Source organism: Dermabacter vaginalis (assembly GCF_001678905.1).
Classification (GTDB): domain Bacteria; phylum Actinomycetota; class Actinomycetes; order Actinomycetales; family Dermabacteraceae; genus Dermabacter; species Dermabacter vaginalis.
The window spans coordinates 210,822-232,368 of record NZ_CP012117.1 but is presented as its reverse complement, the minus strand read 5'-3'; the positions used below and the strand labels follow the sequence as shown (position 1 = coordinate 232,368).

Sequence of the window (21,547 nt, the reverse complement as noted above, 5' to 3'; positions counted from 1 at the left end):
CACACAGGGAGAACACGATGACGTACCCAAACAGCGCGGCACCACAAAAAAGTAAGACCCTCGTGTGGGTCGCGATCGGGATGGGGATCGTGTTCGTTCTTCTTCTCATCGCGGGCGGGATTCTCGCCTTCATGCTCTTGAACGGTAAGGACAAGAAAGCGTCGGAACCGAAAGAAGGAACCAGCACAAGCGCACCCGCTCCGCAGCCAAAGCCCAAGCCCCCGGCAAGCGATAACGGTGGGGATGAGCCGGCTCCGAAACCTCAACCGAACCCCGGCGGATCCCAACCAAATCCCAACCCGGCACCGGCTCCAGGGCCAAACCCGGCACCGGCTCCAGGGCCCGATCCGGCACCACAGCCGAACCCGGGACCGAACCCGAAACCGGGTGGTCCAGATCCCGCCCCTGGGCCGAACGCTGGCGGCGGCTATGTGCCGCCGGATCAGGTAGGTGAGTTCAAAGTCGATTCCACCCTGCCGCCGTTCAATTTCGGGGACACGGAAAAGGCTTACTCCTCGCCGAACAGCACCGCATCTTTCTGGGTCCAAGTATTCAACGATCCTGAAAACGGCAAAATTTGGGTCCAAGACATCGACGCGACCGGCACGCAAATCGGGAACTGGAAATGCCAAGAAGATGCCTTCGCTGACAGCGGTGGCGACTGCTACGCGCAAGGTCCCGAAGGCGCAATCGTGCTTATCATGGCTTCCGGAGTAAAGGACCTCAACGAGATTGCACAGTTCGGCGATCAACTCGCGGAAGAATCGCAGAAGCCCATCGAATGAACAACGTTTATCGGCAAGTCTCATCGCCCAGGCACTCACGCCTGAGTCTCTGGCTCGCGCTAGCGCTCGCGGTATTGCTCCTCGTCCTCGTACTTGCAAGCGGAGGACTCGTGTGGGCTCTTGCCACCCAAGGCAAGAACGAGGGCGCGGGTACGGCCACCCCGGTGCACGCTCAGAGCAGCGATCCTGCCGCCGAGGCCCCGGCAACATCGATCGGCGGCACGATCCATCCCCAGGTTGAGCCGCAGGCAGGTGAGCCCGCAGCCGTGTGGTCCACAACTCTCGTGACTTCCGTACCTCCGGGGCAAAGCCAAAACGGGTACGACATCGATGCAGTCTACGAACACCCGAACGGAACTAGGTACAACGTCGGTGTCAAAAACGAGGACGACGGCTCGGGTCAGGCGCTTCTCGATTCGCTCGAGGACCGCCACAAACTTGGGCGTCTTGAATGTGGCGTAGACGCTACTGGCAGTGGGTGCGTAGGAACGGTCGAAGGGATAGGGCTCATCGTTGTGCACTCCACGAGCATTGCGTCGATCGAATCGTCGAGGTGGTGCGATGCATTCGTAGCCGAGATGCTGAAAGGCACTAAAAACAAAGACTAGTTCCGACGGTTGCCGCACAACATCGACCACCACGTCAACACGCATCGCGTTATATGCGAAGCCTAGGCAAGGCTGACGGGAGTCCACTCGACCTCGCCGTTCGGTTCCTCGTTCTCCCAGCGCAAACTCGACGCGGCCACCCCTAGGCTTCCTTCGCTGTGATGTGTAATACTCACCGACAGCTGCGCCTATATTTGCGCCAGCGACACGTCCCATCCGCACCTCGCACCTTCGCGACCCAGCACAGTAGAAAGAACATACATGAGCAACAACGAATGGCAGCCAGGTGCCGCTTCGAGTGCAAATCGGAACGGCAACCAGGGCTACAACCAGCCGCCTGCATACGATCAGGGCAACCTCCAGGGGCAATACAACCAGCCCGCGACATACCCCGGTGGCGGTATGCCTCCACAGAAGAAGAGCAAGACTGGACTGTGGGTTGGAATCGGCTGCGGTGTTCTCCTCCTGCTCGCTCTCCTGGTCGGTGGAGGCGTCCTCGCATACACGCTCCTAAACGGCAACGACAAAAAAGAGGTTCCCGCCTCAGAAGTGAGCTCCGCGGAAAAGGACCTCAAAAGCTCCGGCGGTGGCAAGGGCGACAAGGGCAATAAGAATGGCAACGGGGGTGAGGACCCTGCTCCGAATCCCGCGCCCGGCGGAAAGAACATCCCTCAGCCTGGCGCAGGGGGCAACAACCCGCAACCCGGGGACGGCGAGGATAACCCCCAGCCGGGACTTGGTGGTGGAAACGCTCCACAGCCCGGAGGCGGCGGGGATAACCCCCAGCCGGGACAAGGCGGTGGAGACGCTCCGCAGCCCGGCGGTGGAGGCAAAGCAGCGTCGGGGAACCTTCCTCAACAGGTTGGCTCGACAACTCTCGATCCTTCGTTCGGCGATACCGGAATCGGTGACGCTGGCGGAACCTACGTCGCCCAGGGTATGACCCTCGTTTACACCGCTTCGATCATCAGCGATAAGGAAACCCAGGAAATGTTGACAAAGTACGGAAGTGGGGAAAAGAAGACCGTAGGCAGCTGGACGTGCCAATCCGTCTCCGACAACACCCAAACGTGCTTCAAACAGAATTCTTCCGGCGCACTCGTTTACATCATCGGCGCGAACACCGGGACACTGAGCGCAGAAGACGTTACCGCCTGGGGCGACGAATTCATTTCGAAGATGGGGTAAGGCGCTCATCTCATCACCTAGGTCGTGCATAGCGAAATAGAACGACGATGACTATTCAGGGCGGGTCAAACGCCAAGCTCCCGAAACTGCGCTTTGGGTAGCTCTGGGGCTTGGCGTGAAACCCTCCTCGTGCTCGCCGCTGCTGGCGGTGTCTTCGTGCGCGGGAGTGCTCATTATCGTCTCAGGGACGGAAGATCTCGCGTCGGTTGCAAGGTGGGGCGATCAGCTTCTCTCCTCGATGCACTAACGGCCGATCGGGTCCCACGACCGCAAGAGCTCATGCGATCAGCTGGCCGGCTCTCCCTCAGGTAGACAACGTCGTTGGAAACATGAGGGTGACGCGAACGTCGGCAGCTAGACAAAAAGAAGGCCCCACGCCTAAGGTCGGGGGTTCTCGTGACTTTAAATGCGGGGAGCCCCGGCCGTGACGGCCGGGGCTCAACCCACAACGAGTAGTTCGGCGGTGTCCTACTCTCCCACACCCTCCCGAGTGCAGTACCATCGGCGCAGTTGAGCTTAGCTTCCGGGTTCGGAATGGAACCGGGCGTTTCCCCAACGCAATGACCACCGAAACAACCAACCAACCCCCCCAAACCCAAACAAACGGGGCCAGGAAAAAAAAGGGGGTGTGGAATGTCAACCACACAGTGAACGCGAACACACAAACAAACAACCATGAAGAGTGCTAGATAAGTCATCGGCCAATTAGTACCAGTCAGCTCCACGCATTACTACGCTTCCACATCTGGCCTATCAACCCCGTCATCTACAGGGGACCTCCCACACAAAAATGTACGGATATCTCATCTCGAAGCAGGCTTCCCGCTTAGATGCTTTCAGCGGTTATCCCTTCCCAACGTAGCCAACCAGCCATGCCCTTGGCAGAACAACTGGCACACCAGAGGTTAGTCCATCCCGGTCCTCTCGTACTAGGGACAGGCCTTCTCAAATATCCAACGCGCGCAGCGGATAGGGACCGAACTGTCTCACGACGTTCTAAACCCAGCTCGCGTACCGCTTTAATAGGCGAACAGCCTAACCCTTGGGACCAACTCCAGCCCCAGGATGCGACGAGCCGACATCGAGGTGCCAAACCATGCCGTCGATATGAGCTCTTGGGCAAGATCAGCCTGTTATCCCCGGGGTACCTTTTATCCGTTGAGCGACACCCATTCCACAATGAGGTGCCGGGTCACTAGTTCCAGCTTTCGCTCCTGCCCGACATGTCTGTCTCGCAGTCAAGCTCCCTTGTGCACTTACACTCAACACCTGATTGCCAACCAGGCTGAGGGAACCTTTGAGCGCCTCCGTTACTCTTTAGGAGGCAACCGCCCCAGTTAAACTACCCATCAGGCACTGTCCCTGAACCAGATCATGGCTCGAAGTGAGGAATCCAAAACGACCAGAGTGGTATTTCAACAACGACTCCACCAACACTAGCGTGCCAGCTTCTCAGTCTCCCACCTATCCTACACAAGCCGTTCCGAACACCAATACCAAACTATAGTAAAGGTCCCGGGGTCTTTCCGTCCTGCTGCGCGTAACGAGCATCTTTACTCGTAATGCAATTTCGCCGAGTTCGCGGTTGAGACAGTGGAGAAGTCGTTACGCCATTCGTGCAGGTCGGAACTTACCCGACAAGGAATTTCGCTACCTTAGGATGGTTATAGTTACCACCGCCGTTTACTGGGGCTTAAATTCTCAGCTTCGCCCACAAGGGGCTAACCAGTCCTCTTAACCTTCCAGCACCGGGCAGGCGTCAGTCCGTATACAGCGACTTACGTCTTCGCACGGACCTGTGTTTTTAGTAAACAGTCGCTTCTCCCTGGTCTCTGCGGCCATCAGTGCTCTCACACCTCAGGCCCCCCTTCTCCCGAAGTTACGGGGGCATTTTGCCGAGTTCCTTAACCACGATTCTCTCGAACTCCTTAGTATTCTCTACCTGATCACCTGAGTCGGTTTAGGGTACGGGCAATAGTGCTCGTCACGCCGGAACTTTTCTCGGCAGTCCAGGATCACCCACCTACCCCACAAAGGGTCCTCATCACGACTCACCCTAAAGAGCGCAACATTACTCGCACTCGGGCTGCTCGCTTGAACGGGGACAACCATTACCCCGCGGAAGCTACCTCACTGCGTCATCCCACACGCTGACCTAATACGCGCTCGGTTCCCAGCCTCACCACCACCAACCAACCCAAAGGGAAGGAAGGGGAAGCTCGGGTGGTTAGCATCACACGCCTCGGTATGGGTCCTCACACTATCGGTACGGGAATATCAACCCGTTATCCATCGACTACGCCTGTCGGCCTCGCCTTAGGTCCCGACTAACCCGGGGCGGATTAACCTAGCCCCGGAACCCTTGATCATTCGGAGGACGGGTTTCTCACCCGTCTTTCGCTACTCATGCCTGCATTCTCACTCGCATAGCCTCCACCACTGGGTTCCCCCGCAGCTTCACCGGCCACACGACGCTCCCCTACCCACCCCACAAAAATGGAGTGACACAGCTTCGGCGGTGTACTTGAGCCCCGCTACATTATCGGCGCAGAATCACTTGACCAGTGAGCTATTACGCACTCTTTCAAGGGTGGCTGCTTCTAAGCCAACCTCCTGGTTGTCTCAGCAACTCCACATCCTTTCCCACTTAGCACACGCTTAGGGGCCTTAGCTGATGTTCTGGGCTGTTTCCCTCTCGACCATGAAGCTTATCCCCCACAGTCTCACTGCTACGCTCTCACGTACCGGCATTCGGAGTTTGGCTAAGGTCAGTAACCCGGTGGGGCCCATCGCCTATCCAGTGCTCTACCTCCAGCACGAAACACGCAACGCTGCACCTAAATGCATTTCGGGGAGAACCAGCTATCACGAAGTTTGATTGGCCTTTCACCCCTATCCACAGGTCATCCCCTCCATTTTCAACTGAAGTGGGTTCGCGCCTCCACACGGTCTTACCCGCGCTTCACACTGCCCATGGATAGATCACTTCGCTTCGGGTCTAGAGCCGGCGACTCAACGCCCCATTCAGACTCGCTTTCGCTACGGCTACCCCACACAGGTTAACCTCGCCACCGACCACTAACTCGCAGGCTCATTTTTCAATAGGCACGCCGTCACCCCTCAAGGCTCCGACGGATTGTAAGCACACGGTTTCAGGTACTCTTTCACTCCCCTCCCGGGGTACTTTTCACCTTTCCCTCACGGTACTAGTCCGCTATCGGTCACAAGGAAGTATTTAGGCTTACCAGGTGGTCCTGGCAGATTCACACCGGATTCCACGAGCCCGGCCCTACTCGGGGCAACACCACGCCTGGCCATGCAGTTTCAGCTACGGGACTCACACCCACTATGGCGCCTCACTCACAAGGCTTCACCTACCACACACCACAACGCCACAACACCGGTAGATGTCATGTAAATGCACCCCACAACCCCACACCAGCAACCCCTACCGAGTCTCACACCAGCATGGTTTAGCCTCCTACGCTTTCGCTCGCCACTACTCACGCAATCACTATTGTTTTCTCTTCCTGAGGGTACTGAGATGTTTCACTTCCCCTCGTTCCCCCCACACCACCTATACATTCAGTGGCGGGTACCACGACTCACGCCGCGGCGGGTTTCCCCATTCGGACACCCCCGGATCACAGGTCGGTTGTCACCTCCCCGAGGCTTATCGCAGACTCCCACGTCCTTCATCGGCTCCTTGTGCCCAGGCATCCACCGTATGCTCTAAGTAACTTAGAAACACTCGAAAATGAACACATAGACCAAAAATCATTGAACTATCTGTAACAAAAAATTGCTTACAAGATGCTCGCGTCCACTATGCAGTTGACAAACAACACCCCCACACCCGAAAACCACCAACCACAAAGCCAGCAGCCCCAGGGGGGGAAAGACCGCACATGCAGTCTCACACCCCAATAGTGTGCCCACAACACGCCACCTCGAAACCAGCACCATTCCAACCCCACAAACACGAGGGGCGTACTCAGCACCAGCACAAAGCAACACGTCTTTTATTGATGTTCCACCCAGCCCATACGCGCTGCACACACTCGGCACAGAACACGCACACCACCACAAACGTGGCAGTGCAGGGCAAAAGTAAACTCCTTAGAAAGGAGGTGATCCAGCCGCACCTTCCGGTACGGCTACCTTGTTACGACTTAGTCCCAATCACCGATCCCACCTTCGACGACTCCCCGCAAAAAGCTTGGGCCATCGGCTTCGGGTGTTACCGACTTTCGTGACTTGACGGGCGGTGTGTACAAGGCCCGGGAACGTATTCACCGCAGCATTGCTGATCTGCGATTACTAGCGACTCCGACTTCATAGGGTCGAGTTGCAGACCCCAATCCGAACTGAGACCGGCTTTTTGGGATTAGCTCCACCTCACAGTATCGCAACCCATTGTACCGACCATTGTAGCACGCGTGAAGCCCAAGACATAAGGGGCATGATGATTTGACGTCGTCCCCACCTTCCTCCGAGTTGACCCCGGCAGTCTCCCATGAGTCCCCACCCGAAGTGCTGGCAACATGGAACGAGGGTTGCGCTCGTTGCGGGACTTAACCCAACATCTCACGACACGAGCTGACGACAACCATGCACCACCTGTGCACCAGTCCAAAGAAAACCACATCTCTGCAGCGATCCAGTGCATGTCAAGCCTTGGTAAGGTTCTTCGCGTTGCATCGAATTAATCCGCATGCTCCGCCGCTTGTGCGGGCCCCCGTCAATTCCTTTGAGTTTTAGCCTTGCGGCCGTACTCCCCAGGCGGGGCACTTAATGCGTTAGCTACGGCGCGGAAAACGTGGAATGCTCCCCACACCTAGTGCCCAACGTTTACGGCATGGACTACCAGGGTATCTAATCCTGTTCGCTCCCCATGCTTTCGCTTCTCAGTGTCAGTAACGGCCCAGAGACCTGCCTTCGCCATCGGTGTTCCTCCTGATATCTGCGCATTTCACCGCTACACCAGGAATTCCAGTCTCCCCTACCGCACTCTAGCCTGCCCGTACCCACCGCACGCCCAAGGTTAAGCCTCGGGTTTTCACGGCAGACGCGACAAGCCACCTACAAGCTCTTTACGCCCAATAATTCCGGACAACGCTTGCGCCCTACGTATTACCGCGGCTGCTGGCACGTAGTTAGCCGGCGCTTCTTCTGCAAGTACCGTCACTTTCGCTTCTTCCTTGCTGAAAGAGGTTTACAACCCGAAGGCCGTCATCCCCCACGCGGCGTCGCTGCATCAGGCTTTCGCCCATTGTGCAATATTCCCCACTGCTGCCTCCCGTAGGAGTCTGGGCCGTGTCTCAGTCCCAGTGTGGCCGGTCGCCCTCTCAGGCCGGCTACCCGTCATCGCCTTGGTGAGCCACTACCTCACCAACAAACTGATAGGCCGCGAGCCCATCCCTCACCGAAAAACTTTCCACCACCAACCATGCGGCCAGTAGTCATATCCGGTATTAGCCCCGATTTCTCGGAGTTATCCCAAAGTGAAGGGCAGGTTACTCACGTGTTACTCACCCGTTCGCCACTAATCCACTGTGCAAGCACAGCTTCATCGTTCGACTTGCATGTGTTAAGCACGCCGCCAGCGTTCGTCCTGAGCCAGGATCAAACTCTCCATTAAAAAACAGAAAAATCTAAACCCAGCAGAAACAAAACAATCAACATTACGCTGACCATCCAGAAATTGAACAAGAAATTCAATGTTCCTGCCAAAAAAAATTGGCATCAATAAACAGACACACTATTGAGATATCAAACAACATGCGCACCCAAACACCCGCACCCACCAGAGCACTTCGTTTTGGAGCAACCCCTACAACTTACCGAACCAGGCCCACCCCGTCAAATCCATGCCACGTGATCCGCAACACCAACAAGAGTGAAAACCCAGCCCACCAAGCCAAAATGCGCCACATGCAAACCAGTCTCAACCGGTCCGCATCCGCCGCATCCCTTCCGGGGCAACGAGGAAAAATACTACGCCCCACACCCCCCCCTGCGCAAACCACACACCCCAACTCGTGGCCCACACCATAAAACAACCCAAAAAGCCGCTCATTTGACTCGGTTTTAGGGCCTTAGGTCACATAAAAGACGGGGACTACGAGCCGACCGCCCGTAGTCCCCGCGGGTTTACGAAGGGGATCTTCGTCGCTACGCCTACTTCTCGTCGGCCGCGCCCGGAAGGTTCACCTCGGCGATGTCACCTGCCAGACGGCCACGGAAGTCCTCCCCCGTGGCGTAGGACGTCTGAGTGCCGTGCCGCGTCACGGAGTCGGAGGCATACAGGCGCGCCATGCGCATGGCATATTCGATGTCTCCGGTTTCAACCCAGTAGTGGGAGAAGCACCCGATGAATGCATCACCCGCACCCGTGGTGTCGACCGCATCAACCGCACGTCCATCGACGTACGTCGAGCCACCCTCGTGGACCCACACGGCACCCTTTCGGCCGAGGGTCACGATCACGTTGCGAATACCGACGTTGAGGAGCACCTGAGCAGCCTTCAACACATCGTCCATGTCGTCGACGGGCATACCTGACAGAAGCGAAAGCTCCGTTTCGTTCGGCACGACGAACTCGGCCCCGCGGATCTTGTCGAGGCGCAGCTCGGGAGATGCCGGTGCGGGGTTGACGAGAACGGGGATTCCGAGTTCGTTACCGAGCTCAATCGTGGAGTACACGGTCTCCAGCTCGATCTCGAGTTGAAGCATGATGAGGCTGCACTTCGCAATGTCCTCGCGTGCATTCTCCACGTCTTGCGGGGTCAGGTGCGCGTTCGCCCCTTTGACGATGATGATCGAGTTTTTCGAATCAGGATCAACGAAGATTGGGGCCACGCCACTCGTCGCCTCGGTCGTGAGCACGTGGGTGGTGTCGATGCCGTTGTCCTGGAAATTCCGGATCGTGTTCTCGGCAAAGATGTCGTTGCCAACCCTCGTCACCATGGTGACGTTCGAGCCGAGACGCGAGCACGCAACGGCTTGATTGGCACCTTTACCGCCGCACCCCATTGTGAAGTTCGGGGCTTCGACGGTTTCGCCCTCGGCAGGCATGCGGTCGATGTACGAAATGAGGTCAACCATGTTCGACCCCACGACAGCGATGCTCACGACAGTTCTCCTTCGTCAAGTGTTTCGTTCTCGGCAAGTAGCCCGGTCCTCACGCAGAATTCGCGCGTTTGTCCGGCTTCCAGTTGGATGAGCGTCCCCTGGGCCTTTGCCGCCATAAAGCCTTCCGGCCGTGACGTGCCGGGGAGCACGAAGGCGGCGACTTTCTGATCAGGATTATGGAGGATCCACCGCGTGGCCGTGGAAAACTCCTCGCTCGAAAATTCCGTCGCGAACCGGGGGCCGGAGGGCAACGCCAGTTCGCAGTGCACGCGTTCTCCGTACTGCGCGAGGTCGTCAGCGAAATACACGATCTCTGGATCGAAGGCTTCGGCGCCGTGCAAGGAGTCTGCGTCGACTTCGCCTCGCGTGATGCTGGCGTTAATGGCCTCCCATGCCGGGGTCGGTGTCACGTGTGCGGGAACCGTGGACCTCAGCTTGAAGGCGCCCTCGGGGAGGTTTTGCGACATCTGCCCCTCCGGCACGAAGGCGTAGTTCATGTGGCACATGTACTGAAGAGGCATCGGTTGGTACGCGGACAGGTTCGTGACGGCCATGCCGATGTCGAAGATCGCGCTGTCCTTTCGCAGTGTCACGCGGGGCTCCGCCCGGTAGTGATACCCAAATCCCTTGACGTATTCGCCGACGGAGACGAGCGAGAGAGCGTCGTCGTCAATGTCCAGGCCGGCACTCGCCATCGGCAGGCACGGGAATTCTCCGTGCAGCGGGTGGTCGTCCTCGGGGCTCGGGCACCCGTTAGCGAGCAGGCCGGAGTGGAAAGCGAAGCACCCGTAGGTGTCCACGATCTCGCGTGCCGGCATGGGCTGCTCGAACATGTTGGTCATCGTGAGGTCGATGCCGTCGAACTCGGCTCCCCAGATGATCTGGCCCATGAACGGCAGGATCTCCAGCGAGCCTCGCGAGTTTCGAAGGGTGATGGAGGCGACGCCGTTCGGGTAGCGGAATGCTTCTACGGTGAACGACTCGTTCGCGCAGAGGGTGTGCGGACTCTGCGGAAACTGCGCCTCGCTGAGCGGGATTGTCAGGGTCATTTCGTTGCCTCCGTCGTGAGCGATTCCTTGTGGGAAGACCTGTACTGCGCAACAAAGTAGATGAAGATCGCGAGGAAGCACACGAAGTTCACGATGAAGCTGAAGCGCATGGAGCCCGTCGAATCGGAAATGAAGCCCTGGACGACAGGAATGACCGCGCCGCCGATGATCGACATGACGATGATGGCGCCGCCCGTTTCGGTGAAGCGCTTGTCTTTGATCGTGTCGAGGTTACGTGCGTAGATCGTTGCCCAGCCCGGGCCGAGGAGTGCGGAGGCGACGATCGCCGCGTAGACGCTCGTGAAGTTCGGCGCGAGAACGATGTAGAGAATCGTGATCATGCCGAGACCCGAGTAGATGAGCAGCACGACGTCCTCGTTAATCTTGGTCATGAGAACGTTAGCGATGATCTTGCCGATGAAGAAGGCGATGAACGTGGCGATCAAGTAGTTCGCGGCAGTCTTCTCATTGAGCGAGTGGTCGAGATTGAGCGCGAGTCGAATCGTGAACGACCACAGGGCGGTCTGCATGCCAACGTAGAAGAACTGAGTGATGATGCCGCCGATGAACATCTTGTTCTTCACAAGGTAGGCAAGTGTTTCGCCGATGGAAGCTTCGGCCTCTTTCGCGTCGCTATTGAGCGGTTTGCAGTGCGGGTACTGCGTGATCGCAATAAGCACGACGAGGACGACGAGGATCGCGAGGATGATCTTGTAGGGGCCGAGGGTTCGACCGAGTGCGGCTTCGGTGATTTCCATACGTGCGGCTTCGGAGCCTGCCGCGGCGATGCGGCTATGGAGAGCATCTCCGTCTTCAAAGACGAGGAACTTGCCCATAACGGCGCCCGACAGGAACCCCAGCGCGGTGAAGGTCTGGGAGATGTTGAGGCGAAGCGTCGCGTGTTTCCTATCGCCAATGAGCGAGGAATAGGTGTTGGCGGACGTCTCGAGGAAGGAAAGGCCAATGGCGATCGCGAACAGCGAGGCAAGGAACACTGTGTATGTCGCCATCGTCGACGCGGGGAAGAAGAGCATGCAGCCCGCGATGTAAACCGTAAGGCCAATGAGGAGGCCGGTCTTGTACGAGGTGCGTCGAATGACGCGAGAAGCGGGAATCGCGATGACGAAGTAGCCACCGTAGAACGCCGACTGCACGAATGCCGAGGCAACGTCCGAAAGGTCGAAGACGGCTTTGAATTGCGTGATCAGGATGTCGTTCATACTTGCCGCGGCGCCCCACATGGGGAAGCAGATCGACAGCAGAATGAATTGGAAGATTGGGGTTTTCGTCAAGTACCCGTCGCGTAGCTGTCGGGTCGGATCTTTAATGAGCCCCCAGCTCGTGTTGGGAACCCCTTGGTCGACGTTCGTCGTCTGTGGTGAAGTCACCGGTGACCTCCTCTTTCGTCAATTGTGGTGTGTTAGTTACCCTGCGCGGTCAGGAGAGCGGCGCCTGCGGAGGATCCGATGCGTGTTGCGCCTGCGGCGACCATCGCGTCGAGGTCTGCCGCTGTGCGAATGCCGCCTGAGGCCTTGACGCCCATGTCGGGTCCGACGGTCTCGCGCATGAGTTGAACCGCGTGGGTGGTTGCTCCCCCGCCCGCGAATCCCGTTGAGGTCTTGACGAAGTCGGCGCCGGCAGCGCGCGCGGCGGTGCACGCCGCGACGATCTCGTCGTCCTCAAGGACGCACGTTTCAAGGATGACTTTAACGACTCGCCCCTGAGCCGCCTCGACGACTGCGCGGATGTCGTTCTCGACCGCGGCCCAGTCGTGGGCCTTTGCGGATGCGAGGTTCATGACCATGTCGATCTCGTCAGCCCCGTCCTCGACTGCGGCGCGAGTTTCGTAGGCCTTCACGGCGCTCGTGTGAGCGCCCGACGGGAAGCCAACGACTGTGCACACGTGCACGTCACTCCCCTCAACCAGGCTCGCTGCTTGTGCAACATAGGTGGGGCTCACGCATACCGAGTAGAAGCGGTTGTCGCGCGCATCGCGGCAAAGGGCCTCGATTTCGTCAGGCGTTGCCGTGGGTGCCAGGAGAGTGTGGTCCACAATCTGGTTCGGTGTAGTCATGCTCACTCCTTTGTGTGAAGAGAGCACTAGGTTAGGGACGCGCTCGCACCGTTCGGGAGGCCGATTTGGCACATATGTGCCATTAGGGCTCGGCGGTTGGCGAATCCGCGCGGGTTCGCTGACGGTCCTCGCTCATGCGCACGAGATCGCGTGCCGTGTCGATGTCGGTCACGAGGTGGTTCGCGTACCTGTTGGCGAGGATCGCATCCATGGCGGCAACCTTGTCGGGCCCGCATGCCACGAGGACTTTCTGCTCGACGTTACGGAGCGTTGCCAGCGGGAGACCCGAGGTGCGCTGATTGACGATCGGCTCGCATATCCGCGCATCGGCATCGATGAAGTGGCCGCATATGTGCCCAACGGACGTGCACTCGATCCTCGCACGTTCGTCTTCACTCAGCGTGTCCGGCAGGCGCGCCATGAGTGCGTGCGCGCTGCTGGTGCTGAACACGGTGATGCGGCACGCGTTCTGGGCGGCGCGCACCGCCCTCGCCTCGGGGGTGCGCTCACTCTCGAGCTTGTCACTGAGGCTCGAGTAAATGTGCGGGCTGCGCGCGGCCACGGTCTCCCACCCGAGCTCCCGTTCAATGTGCTCGCGGGCGGATTCCCACGCCGCGAGGTCGTGCGCCGAATCGTCGCTGCCGTTGAGCCCCACAATTCTCACTCCTCGGGTTGCCGTGCGACGGAATGCGCGCGCAACTTCGCACGTCGTCTGCGACCACCACATCCCGAGGGTGTCGGAGACTTGCACGAGCCCTTCGAGGAGTTCGGCGCCCGCGACACCGAGTGCATGGCGTTTATCCATGGGGCCGCGGCCCACCGGCACCACGAGGCGCAGGCTCGAGAGATCGTAGGCGGCGTTGAGCGCTCCGTACAGTTCCGTGTCCATTTCCCTTGGATCACGAATCACCGTACGAACGAGCCCCTTGCGTCGGGCAGTCGAGAGAAGCTTCGACACGGTCGCGCGATTAACGAAAAGACGCTCGGCGACTTCGGCTTGCGAAAGTCCCGAATAGTAGAGCTTGGCCGCATCGAGGGCGAGTCGATCCCTCACGGTCAAACCGTGACGATCGGTTCTGGCCATTTCTCGCCACCTCGTTGTCGCGCACGAGCCGCCGCTCGCACCCCGGGCCGGATGAACAAACGAGCCGCAACCCCAAAGCTTGAGGCTACGGCTCGTTTTCGTGGCGGTAGCGGCGGGATTTGAACCCGCGGTACGGGGTTACCGTACACAACATTTCGAGTGTTGCACCTTCGGCCGCTCGGACACGCTACCGCGGAACACTTTACCGATTCGTCGCCTTACGTCAAAGTTGAGGCTACCTGGTGGGAGGCAGGTCACGTGGCGTGCAAGGGAAAACGACTCGCGAAGCGGCCACCGAAAGAGCACGAGTGCAAGGGCCCTCGGTACGCATCTCGGAACCCGCAGGTCCGACGGCTCAGGCCCCTATAGGGTTGTGCCTATGACTGACAACACTTTCATGAAGCCGCCGGTACCGGCGAAGAAGCCCATCGAGCGCACACATCACGGCGACACGGTCGTGGACAATTTTGACTGGTTGCGTGACAAGGAAAGCCAGGAGGTCCTCGACCACCTGAATGCCGAGAACGCCTACGCTGACCAAATTCTCGAGCCGCTTCACCCGCTCCGCGATCAGATCGTCTCGGAGATCAAGAGCCACACGCAGGAGACCGATAGCTCGGTTCCGTTTCGCGATGGGGACTACTGGTACATCTCGCGCACGCGGGAGGGCGACAACTACCCGCGCTTTAGCCGCATCGCCCTCGCGGATAGCCCCGAGCGTCCCGTTGTCGATGCCGAAAACGACGAACTGCTTCCAGGCGAGCACGTTTATCTCGATGCACAAGCGCTCTCGGAGGGCACGGAATTTTTCCAGCTCGGCGGCATCACCCTCAACGACGAATCGAACCGCCTCGCCTACAGCGTGGATACTTCTGGCGGCGAGGTGTATGCGCTTCGCATCGTGGACCTCGCTTCGGGCGACGTGATCGACGATTCCGTCAAGGACGTTGCCTACGGTCTGGCGTTCTCGCTCGACGGCTCGGAAATCGTCTACGCGAAAAACGACGAAGCCTGGCGTCAATGCGAAATTTGGGTGCATACGGTAGGCACGCAGGCGTCGGACGACCGCCTTCTGTTCCGGGAGGACGACGAAAAGTTCACGACTGCAGCCGGGGCGAGCCGCAACCGGAAGGCCCTCATCATCGAGACTGCCTCGCGCGTCACGGCTGAGGCGCTCGTGACGTCACTCGAGAGCCCCATTCAGGAGCCTCGCTCGATTGCCGGCCGCGTCGAAGGCGTCGAGTACTCGGTCGAGCACGCGGGCGACCACTACCTCGTCATCCACAACCGCGACCACAAGGGATTTGCCCTTGCGCGCCAGGAGCTCGATGCGAGCGGCGCCGAGGCGCAAGAAACCTGGCGCGAGATCCTCGCCCCCGCAGAGGGCGAGCGCATCGAGGCGGCCGACGCTTTCGAGAGCCACGTCGCGATCACCATGCGCGCAGCAGGGCTGCCCACCGTGCGCGTACTGCAGCGCGATCAGGTGAGCGGCGAGCAGAACACCGAAAGCAGCACGGGGTGGGATACCGCCTCCGCATTCGACATTTCGCACGGCGGCGAACTCGATGCGGTCTATCTTGCTCACAATCGCAATTGGGACGAGGAGACGATTCGCTACACGCTCGACTCGATGCTCACACCCACGACCGTCGCACAGATTCCCGCCTCGGGTGGCGAACCGGAGATCCTCAAGGAAACTCCCGTCCCGAACTTCGATCGCACGAAGTACGTAGAGAAGCGCCTGTGGGCGACGGCTCATGACGGCACGAAGATCCCGATCTCGCTCATGGCACGCGCCGACGTCGAACCCGACGGCACGAACCCCGGCTTCCTCTACGGCTACGGGAGCTACGAAATCCCCAGTGATCCAACGCTTTCGGTGTTTTGGCTGAGCCTCATGGACCGCGGCGTGGTCGTCGCCATCGCGCACATCCGTGGCGGAGGCGAGATGGGCCGTGAGTGGTACGAGAACGGCAAAAAGCTCGCAAAAAAGAACACATTCAGTGATTTCGTGGAATCCGCACAGTTCCTCGCGAGCGAAGGCTGGTTCGACAAGAACCGCATCGCGGCAAATGGTGGAAGCGCGGGCGGCCTGCTCATGGGTGCGGTAGCGAACCTCTCGCCCGAAACGTTCCGCGTCATCGTCGCCGGCGTGCCGTTCGTGGATGCGCTCACGACGATCCTCGACCCGAGCCTCCCGCTCACGGTCGGCGAGTGGGAGGAGTGGGGCAACCCGCTCGAGGATCCCGAGGTGTACCAGTACATGAAGGAGTACACACCGTACGAAAACATCCGAAATGTGCAGTACCCGGCCATCCTCGCGACAACGAGTCTCAACGACATCCGCGTGTTTTATGTGGAGCCCGCCAAGTGGGTGGCTCGCCTTCGCGAAGAGACCCGCAACTATGAGGGCGGCGAGGCGATTCCCGCTCACCCGATCCTCTTCAAGTGCGAGATGGTCGCTGGCCACGGTGGCCGCTCGGGGCGCTACGCCCGGTGGGAGCAGCGCGCCGAGGAATACGCCTTCGTGCTCGATCAGCTCGGGGCGACCGAGCTGATCTAATTCCCCTTAGAAAGCGGGGATGACGGAACCGTCGGTGTAGGTCTTCTCAATGAAGGCCTTCACCTCGTCCGAGTGCAGGAGCTCCTCGAGCTTCTTGAGGTACTCGTTTCCGTCATCCTCGCTTCGCCATACGAGGAGGTTCGCATAGGGGCTGTCTTCGCCCGGCTCAAGGAAAATCGAATCTTCGTTCGGCTTGAGGCCTGCCTCGAGCGCGAAGTTGCCGTTGATCACGGCGGCGGCAAAGTCTCCGAGCGAACGTGGGATCTGGCCCCCCTCGAGCTCGGTGAACTTGAGGTTCTTGGGGTTCTCCTTGACATCCTCGGGCTTGACGAGTGCGTCCTCGGGGGCGTCACCGAGCGAGATGAGTCCCGCCGATTCGAGAAGCCTCAGGCCACGCGCGGTGTTCGCGGGATCGCTGTTGAGCGCGATTTCGCCACTCTCGGCGATCTCCTCGACGCTCTTCGCCTTCTCCGAATACAGGCCAAGAGGCTCGATGTGCACGCCCTTGCCGGCCGTGAACTTGTAGCCGTTTTCTTCAATCTCGTTCTTGAGGAAGTTCGGGGTCTGGTAGAAGTTCGCGTCGGTGTCGCCCGCCTCGAGGTCCTTGTTCGGCAGGATGTAGTCGGTGTATTCGACGATCTCGATGTCAATGCCCGCGTCTTTCGCGAGCTCGTCCTTCACAAACTGGAGAATCTCCGCGTGGGGAACCGGTGACGCACCGATCTTGAGCGACGAGTCCACGCTCGCTTCACCGCTCTTGCCCCCGGTACCCGGCGAGTTCGACACGCACGCGCTCAAGAATCCGAGCCCCGCGAGGCCAGCGGCCGAGGTGAGAAGGGTGCGACGGTTGAGGTTGGTCATGATGATCTCCTTTTGCTGTTCTCGATTGGCTCTAGCTTGCAGTGCGTGCGCACCTTGGCGCGAGAAATGTGACGGTTCGTGACATTGGCGCGGGTGCCGGGCGCGTTGGGGCGGGGTCCGACGTCGGACTGCCCTCAACCGTTTGCGCGTGCATTAGCCCTTCGCTCGGTGATCAACCGCTCGCGCGGCCCAATCCCCCACGACCTGCACGAGCACCACGAGAAGAATAAGCACGACGACGGTGGTGATCATGACCGTGTTGTTGTAGCTCAAGTACCCCTTGCGGAAGGCGAGGTCGCCGAGGCCGCCAGCGCCGACGGTGCCCGCCATCGCGGTGTAACCGACCACTCCGATCGTCGTCGTGGTGATGCCGGCGATGATGCCGGGAAGCGCCTCGGCAACGAGTACGTGGCGGATCACCTGGAATCGGCTCGCTCCCATCATCTCGACTGCCTCGAGCTTGCCGGCGGGGATTTCCCTGAGCGCGGTTTCAACGAGTCGCGCGAGGAAGGGAACGGCGGCGATCGTGAGGGAGATGATCGCGGCGTTTGGCCCCGTTCCTCGCCCGACGATCGCCTTCGCGAGTGGCAGGAGGGCGATGATGAGGATGACGAAGGGGAAGCTGCGCAGCACGTTCACGATGAAGCCGAGCACCTGATAGGCGAGTCGGGCAACGCGGCCGTAGGCACGCGAGAGTTCAAAAAGGCCGATCCCGAGGGGAATGCCGATGACGACGCTCAGCACCATGGTCCACGCGACCATGTAGATCGTGAGTCCCGTGTTGATCCACAGTGAGTTATTCGTGCTCGTCGAGGTAAAGATCGGGTCGGAGAAAAACTCCTGAATCCACTGGGTCATGGCTGCACCTCCACGGCGACGATGTTGTTGTCGGCACAGTCCTGCACGAACTTGGCGAAGCCCGGCGCGCTAATGGGACTGTTATCGGCGTTGCGGAGCGCGAGCTGCACGCGGCCGATCTGCTGGCCCTGGATCGTTTCGATCGACGCGGCGACGACCTCGGCGAGAGCGTCGTGCTTTTCGGTGAAGCGCACGATGTCATTCACATTCTTGACCGCTGGTGATTTGCCGTAATCCAGGTTGACGATCTTCGCATCGACACCCGTGGGTGCGGGCGGCAGCGGAATGAGTTCTTTTGCGAGGCGACCGAATGGGTCGGAAGCGACGTCGAGAAGCGTTCCGGTCTGCACAACTTTTCCGGCGTCGAGGAGTGTCACGTGATCGCAGATTTCGCGCACGGTGCTCATCTCGTGGGTGATGAGAAGAACCGTAATGCCGAGGCGGCGGTTGAGGTTCTTGATGAGGGACAGGATCTGGCGCGTCGTCCCCGGATCGAGCGCGCTCGTGGGCTCATCGCACAAAAGCACCTGGGGACGGGCCGCGAGGCCGCGTGCGATCCCGACGCGTTGGATCTGCCCGCCGGAGAGCTGCGCCGGGTAGTTGTTTTCGCGACCTTCGAGGCCCACGAGTGTCACGAGTTCCGCGACGCGCTCGCGAATCTTTCCGCGAGACCAGCCGGCGATCTCAAGCGGATGCGCAATATTGCGTGCGGCAGTGCGGGAATCGAGCAGGTTTGCGTGCTGGAAAACCATGCCGATCTTCCGTCGCGCGGCCCGCAATTGGGGCCCGTTGAGGGCGGCGATATCGGTGTCGCCGATCCGCACGGTGCCGCTCGTGGGCTTCTCGAGGCCCGTGAGGCAGCGAATGAGCGTTGATTTACCGGCGCCGGAGCGGCCGACGATGCCGTGGATCTCGCCGTCGGCGACATCAAGTGAAATGCCGTCGAGGGCGCGAACCTCGGCACCGCCGGTGCCGGGGAAAACTTTGGTGAGTCCGTCAAGTGTGATCACGCGCTCCAGTATCCGTGAAACGCGGCGCGATGGCAGATGTCAGTTCATGAAAGGACACACAGTTCACACGCGCCGGCCTTGGCCGGGGCGCGCAGACGCCTACTGATTCTGGGGCGGCTGCTGCTCGTTCTGCTGGTTGCCCTGCCCGTAGCCGTAGGCCTGTTCGGGGGTGAATCCGGGCGCCTGAGGGGCGCTCGGCTGACTCTGCGGGTAACCCTGCTGGGGCGCCCCTTGCTGCTGGTTCAGCTGCTGACCGTACTGCGGAGCGCTCGGCTGGCCCTGCGAATAACCCTGCTGAGGAGCACTCGGCTGGCCCTGCGGGTAACCCTGCCCGCTCGGCTGCTGGCCGTACTGCGGTGCCTGATTCTGCTGCGGAGCACTCGGCTGTCCCTGCGGAGCACCCGGCTGCCCCTGCTGAGCCTGCTGCCCGAAGTTCTGCGCCTGGTTCTGCACGTTCGCCGCGAGGGCAGCGAAGTCCACCTTTTTCTGCTGCACCTCGGTTGCGGGATATTCCTCGTTCGCACCGTGCTGCTTGTGCACAAAACCGCCCACAACGGCGGGCACAAACGCTGAGTAGAACGGGGCGATGAAGCGAGAGATGACCTCGATCAGGATGCCCACGATCGCGGCGATGAACGGCGTCGCGAGGCTTACACCCGCGTGCGCATCGCCCTCAAAGTTCGTGAGGCCGGCGGCCTCCAACACCTCTTTTGCGCCGCTTGCGCCGTAGCTCGTGTTGATCGTCGCAAAAATGATGCCGATGACGCTCAGCACGAAGAACACGGCGGGGAGCGCAGCCCATGAGGTCACGGTGGCGAGCATGTTGCCCTGCACTCGGCGGCGGGACTTCGCCCATACACCCGCAAAGACGAACATGAGCACAAACGCGAACGGGATCGCGGGAAGGATCATCCACCAGTGCGGGAGGGTAAACACGGAAACCATGTCGTCTTCATGGTTGAGCAAGAGGCCGGCGTATTGACCGTTGCCCGCAGCGTAGTTCACGGGCGAGAAAGTCACGAGGCCGAAGTGGGTGAAAAGTACCGTCAAGAGTGTGGCTGGAAGCGTAAGGACGAGCATGACGAGCGACTTGAGCGTGTCGCCGAAGTGCCCGTCGTTGATGGCGGTGATGAGCACAACAATTACGCTGCTCAGCGACCCCACGATCGCTGCCGTCACGGCGTACAGAAGCACAAGCTTCGCTGCATCGAAGTATTCACTCACAAGCGGCCACTTCTTCGGCAGGGCGCGCACGCTGTAGCGGCCAGCCACAAGCGCGAGAGTGAGGAGCACGAGGATGCCGAGGAACGGAAGGATCCCGGCTGCGTGAATACTCAAGTGCGACTCATATTTCATGCCGTAGGCATCCGTCTTGTCGCTCGCCCGCACGGCAAGAGCCCACGTGAGAAGGGTCGACACGAGCGCAACGGCAAAGCTCGCCATCACGGCTTGAACCCAGATCGCGACAGCGCCTTCGTTCGGCCTACGTTTGGCAACGAAGCGCGACGCGAAGAAAGCGCCGACGAGCACGGCAGCGAGAACCAGGAATGGCACGAGTCCGAGGTGCGAGTAGGCGGTGAGGGTCGCGTCGTCCTGACCGGCGAAGTTCCCTTTGACGGTCGAGCTATTCGTGTACGAGCCAAGGAAAGCCATCGACACGACCTGGAAGGGAGCGCCGAGAATGTAGAGGAACTCGGGGGTGTCCGGATCCACTTGGCCGCCGGCGGCGGAGGTGAGGCCGGTCTTCGGGTCGGGAACGATGCTCGGCATGTCGAGAACCATCGACCCGAGAATGGGCAGGCCCACTACGATCGCGGCCACGATGAGGCCGGTGACGTACGAGGCGAAGGCAGCGCCCAGCGTAGGCAGCGGATTACCGATAAATGACGCGGCCTGGCCAAGCTGCTTGCCAAAATCGGGGCCCTGTTGTCCCTGTTGGCCCTGTTGGCCCTGGTGATTCTGCGGGTTCTGCTGACCCGTCTGGAATTGCCCCTGGTGCGGCTGGAACTGCGGGTAGCCCTGCTGCGCGCTCGGCTGACCCTGCGGGTACTGCTGCGGCGCGCTCGGCTGCCCCTGCGGGTACTGCGGCGCGCTCGGCTGGCTCTGCGGGTACTGAGGTGCCTGGTACTGGGGGGCGGATGGCACAGATTCCGACGCCTGCTGGGCGTTCGGTGCCGCCGGGGCCGAGGGCGCCGAAGGCGGAACATTCGAGGGAGTGCCCTGGCCGTCGCCTTGAGGCACATTCTGCTGCGGGGGGTTTTCTGACATGTCGATTCCTTGCTCGTCGGCGCACGCGCTCGTCCTCTTTTTACGCGTGTGTCACGGGCATCATC

13 protein-coding genes, 1 tRNA gene and 3 rRNA genes are annotated in these 21,547 nt (G+C 60.0%); 4 read left to right on the top strand and 13 right to left on the bottom strand.

The window, feature by feature from the left end:
* Nucleotides 1-17 precede the first annotated feature (17 nt).
* The 3 genes from DAD186_RS00890 to DAD186_RS10775 all read left to right on the top strand — a co-directional run bounded on the left by DAD186_RS00890 (nucleotide 18) and on the right by DAD186_RS10775 (nucleotide 2,581).
* A complete protein-coding gene (locus DAD186_RS00890) occupies nucleotides 18-785 on the top strand; it encodes a flagellar basal body-associated FliL family protein (RefSeq protein ID WP_065247115.1) in 768 nt (255 codons plus the stop codon).
* Complete coding sequence (locus DAD186_RS00885; RefSeq protein ID WP_065247114.1) at nucleotides 782-1,393, top strand: hypothetical protein; 612 nt, start codon at nucleotides 782-784, stop codon at nucleotides 1,391-1,393. Before DAD186_RS00890 ends, DAD186_RS00885 begins: the two co-directional genes overlap by 4 nt.
* A gap of 261 nt (nucleotides 1,394-1,654) precedes the next feature.
* Nucleotides 1,655-2,581: a hypothetical protein gene (locus tag DAD186_RS10775; protein WP_065247113.1), complete on the top strand. Its 927-nt coding sequence runs from the start codon at nucleotides 1,655-1,657 to the stop codon at nucleotides 2,579-2,581.
* A gap of 455 nt (nucleotides 2,582-3,036) precedes the next feature.
* Here DAD186_RS10775 and rrf read toward each other — a convergent pair.
* The 9 genes from rrf to DAD186_RS00835 all read right to left on the bottom strand — a co-directional run bounded on the left by rrf (nucleotide 3,037) and on the right by DAD186_RS00835 (nucleotide 14,114).
* A 5S ribosomal RNA gene (gene rrf / locus DAD186_RS00875) occupies nucleotides 3,037-3,153 on the bottom strand.
* Between the two features lie 113 nt (nucleotides 3,154-3,266).
* A 23S ribosomal RNA gene (locus tag DAD186_RS00870) occupies nucleotides 3,267-6,328 on the bottom strand.
* A gap of 376 nt (nucleotides 6,329-6,704) precedes the next feature.
* Nucleotides 6,705-8,222 (bottom strand): 16S ribosomal RNA (locus DAD186_RS00865).
* The 16S, 23S and 5S rRNA genes sit together here, the layout of an rRNA operon.
* A gap of 539 nt (nucleotides 8,223-8,761) precedes the next feature.
* Nucleotides 8,762-9,715, bottom strand: a complete 954-nt coding sequence (gene rbsK / locus DAD186_RS00860) for a ribokinase (RefSeq protein ID WP_065247112.1) — start codon at nucleotides 9,713-9,715, stop codon at nucleotides 8,762-8,764.
* Nucleotides 9,712-10,764: an aldose 1-epimerase family protein gene (locus tag DAD186_RS00855; RefSeq protein WP_065247111.1), complete on the bottom strand. Its 1,053-nt coding sequence runs from the start codon at nucleotides 10,762-10,764 to the stop codon at nucleotides 9,712-9,714. The genes rbsK and DAD186_RS00855 overlap by 4 nt, the downstream gene beginning before the upstream one ends.
* Nucleotides 10,761-12,152, bottom strand: coding sequence for an L-fucose:H+ symporter permease (gene fucP / locus DAD186_RS00850; protein WP_065247110.1), 1,392 nt, complete (start codon nucleotides 12,150-12,152; stop codon nucleotides 10,761-10,763). Before fucP ends, DAD186_RS00855 begins: the two co-directional genes overlap by 4 nt.
* 32 nt (nucleotides 12,153-12,184) lie before the next feature.
* On the bottom strand, nucleotides 12,185-12,838 hold the full coding sequence (deoC, locus tag DAD186_RS00845) for a deoxyribose-phosphate aldolase (protein ID WP_065247109.1): 654 nt from the start codon (nucleotides 12,836-12,838) through the stop codon (nucleotides 12,185-12,187).
* Between the two features lie 82 nt (nucleotides 12,839-12,920).
* Complete coding sequence (locus tag DAD186_RS00840) at nucleotides 12,921-13,922, bottom strand: sugar-binding transcriptional regulator (RefSeq protein ID WP_065247108.1); 1,002 nt, start codon at nucleotides 13,920-13,922, stop codon at nucleotides 12,921-12,923.
* Between the two features lie 101 nt (nucleotides 13,923-14,023).
* Nucleotides 14,024-14,114: transfer RNA gene (locus DAD186_RS00835), tRNA-Ser, on the bottom strand.
* A gap of 187 nt (nucleotides 14,115-14,301) precedes the next feature.
* Here DAD186_RS00835 and DAD186_RS00830 point away from each other — a divergent pair.
* Nucleotides 14,302-16,485 carry a S9 family peptidase gene (locus tag DAD186_RS00830; RefSeq protein ID WP_065247107.1) on the top strand — a complete coding sequence of 728 codons (2,184 nt, stop codon included), beginning with the start codon at nucleotides 14,302-14,304 and terminating at the stop codon, nucleotides 16,483-16,485.
* Between the two features lie 6 nt (nucleotides 16,486-16,491).
* On the opposite strand, the gene DAD186_RS00825 is transcribed toward DAD186_RS00830, so the two are convergent.
* The 4 genes from DAD186_RS00825 to DAD186_RS00810 form a co-directional block, all read right to left on the bottom strand.
* On the bottom strand, nucleotides 16,492-17,346 hold the full coding sequence (locus DAD186_RS00825; RefSeq protein ID WP_082991008.1) for a MetQ/NlpA family ABC transporter substrate-binding protein: 855 nt from the start codon (nucleotides 17,344-17,346) through the stop codon (nucleotides 16,492-16,494).
* A 153-nt stretch (nucleotides 17,347-17,499) separates the two neighbouring features.
* The gene (locus tag DAD186_RS00820; protein WP_065247106.1) at nucleotides 17,500-18,204 is read right to left on the bottom strand and encodes a methionine ABC transporter permease; all 705 of its coding nucleotides are present in this window, start codon (nucleotides 18,202-18,204) and stop codon (nucleotides 17,500-17,502) included.
* On the bottom strand, nucleotides 18,201-19,214 hold the full coding sequence (locus DAD186_RS00815) for a methionine ABC transporter ATP-binding protein (RefSeq protein WP_065247105.1): 1,014 nt from the start codon (nucleotides 19,212-19,214) through the stop codon (nucleotides 18,201-18,203). Before DAD186_RS00815 ends, DAD186_RS00820 begins: the two co-directional genes overlap by 4 nt.
* Nucleotides 19,215-19,313: 99 nt before the next feature.
* The gene (locus tag DAD186_RS00810) at nucleotides 19,314-21,482 is read right to left on the bottom strand and encodes a hypothetical protein (RefSeq protein WP_065247104.1); all 2,169 of its coding nucleotides are present in this window, start codon (nucleotides 21,480-21,482) and stop codon (nucleotides 19,314-19,316) included.
* Nucleotides 21,483-21,547 lie beyond the last annotated feature (65 nt).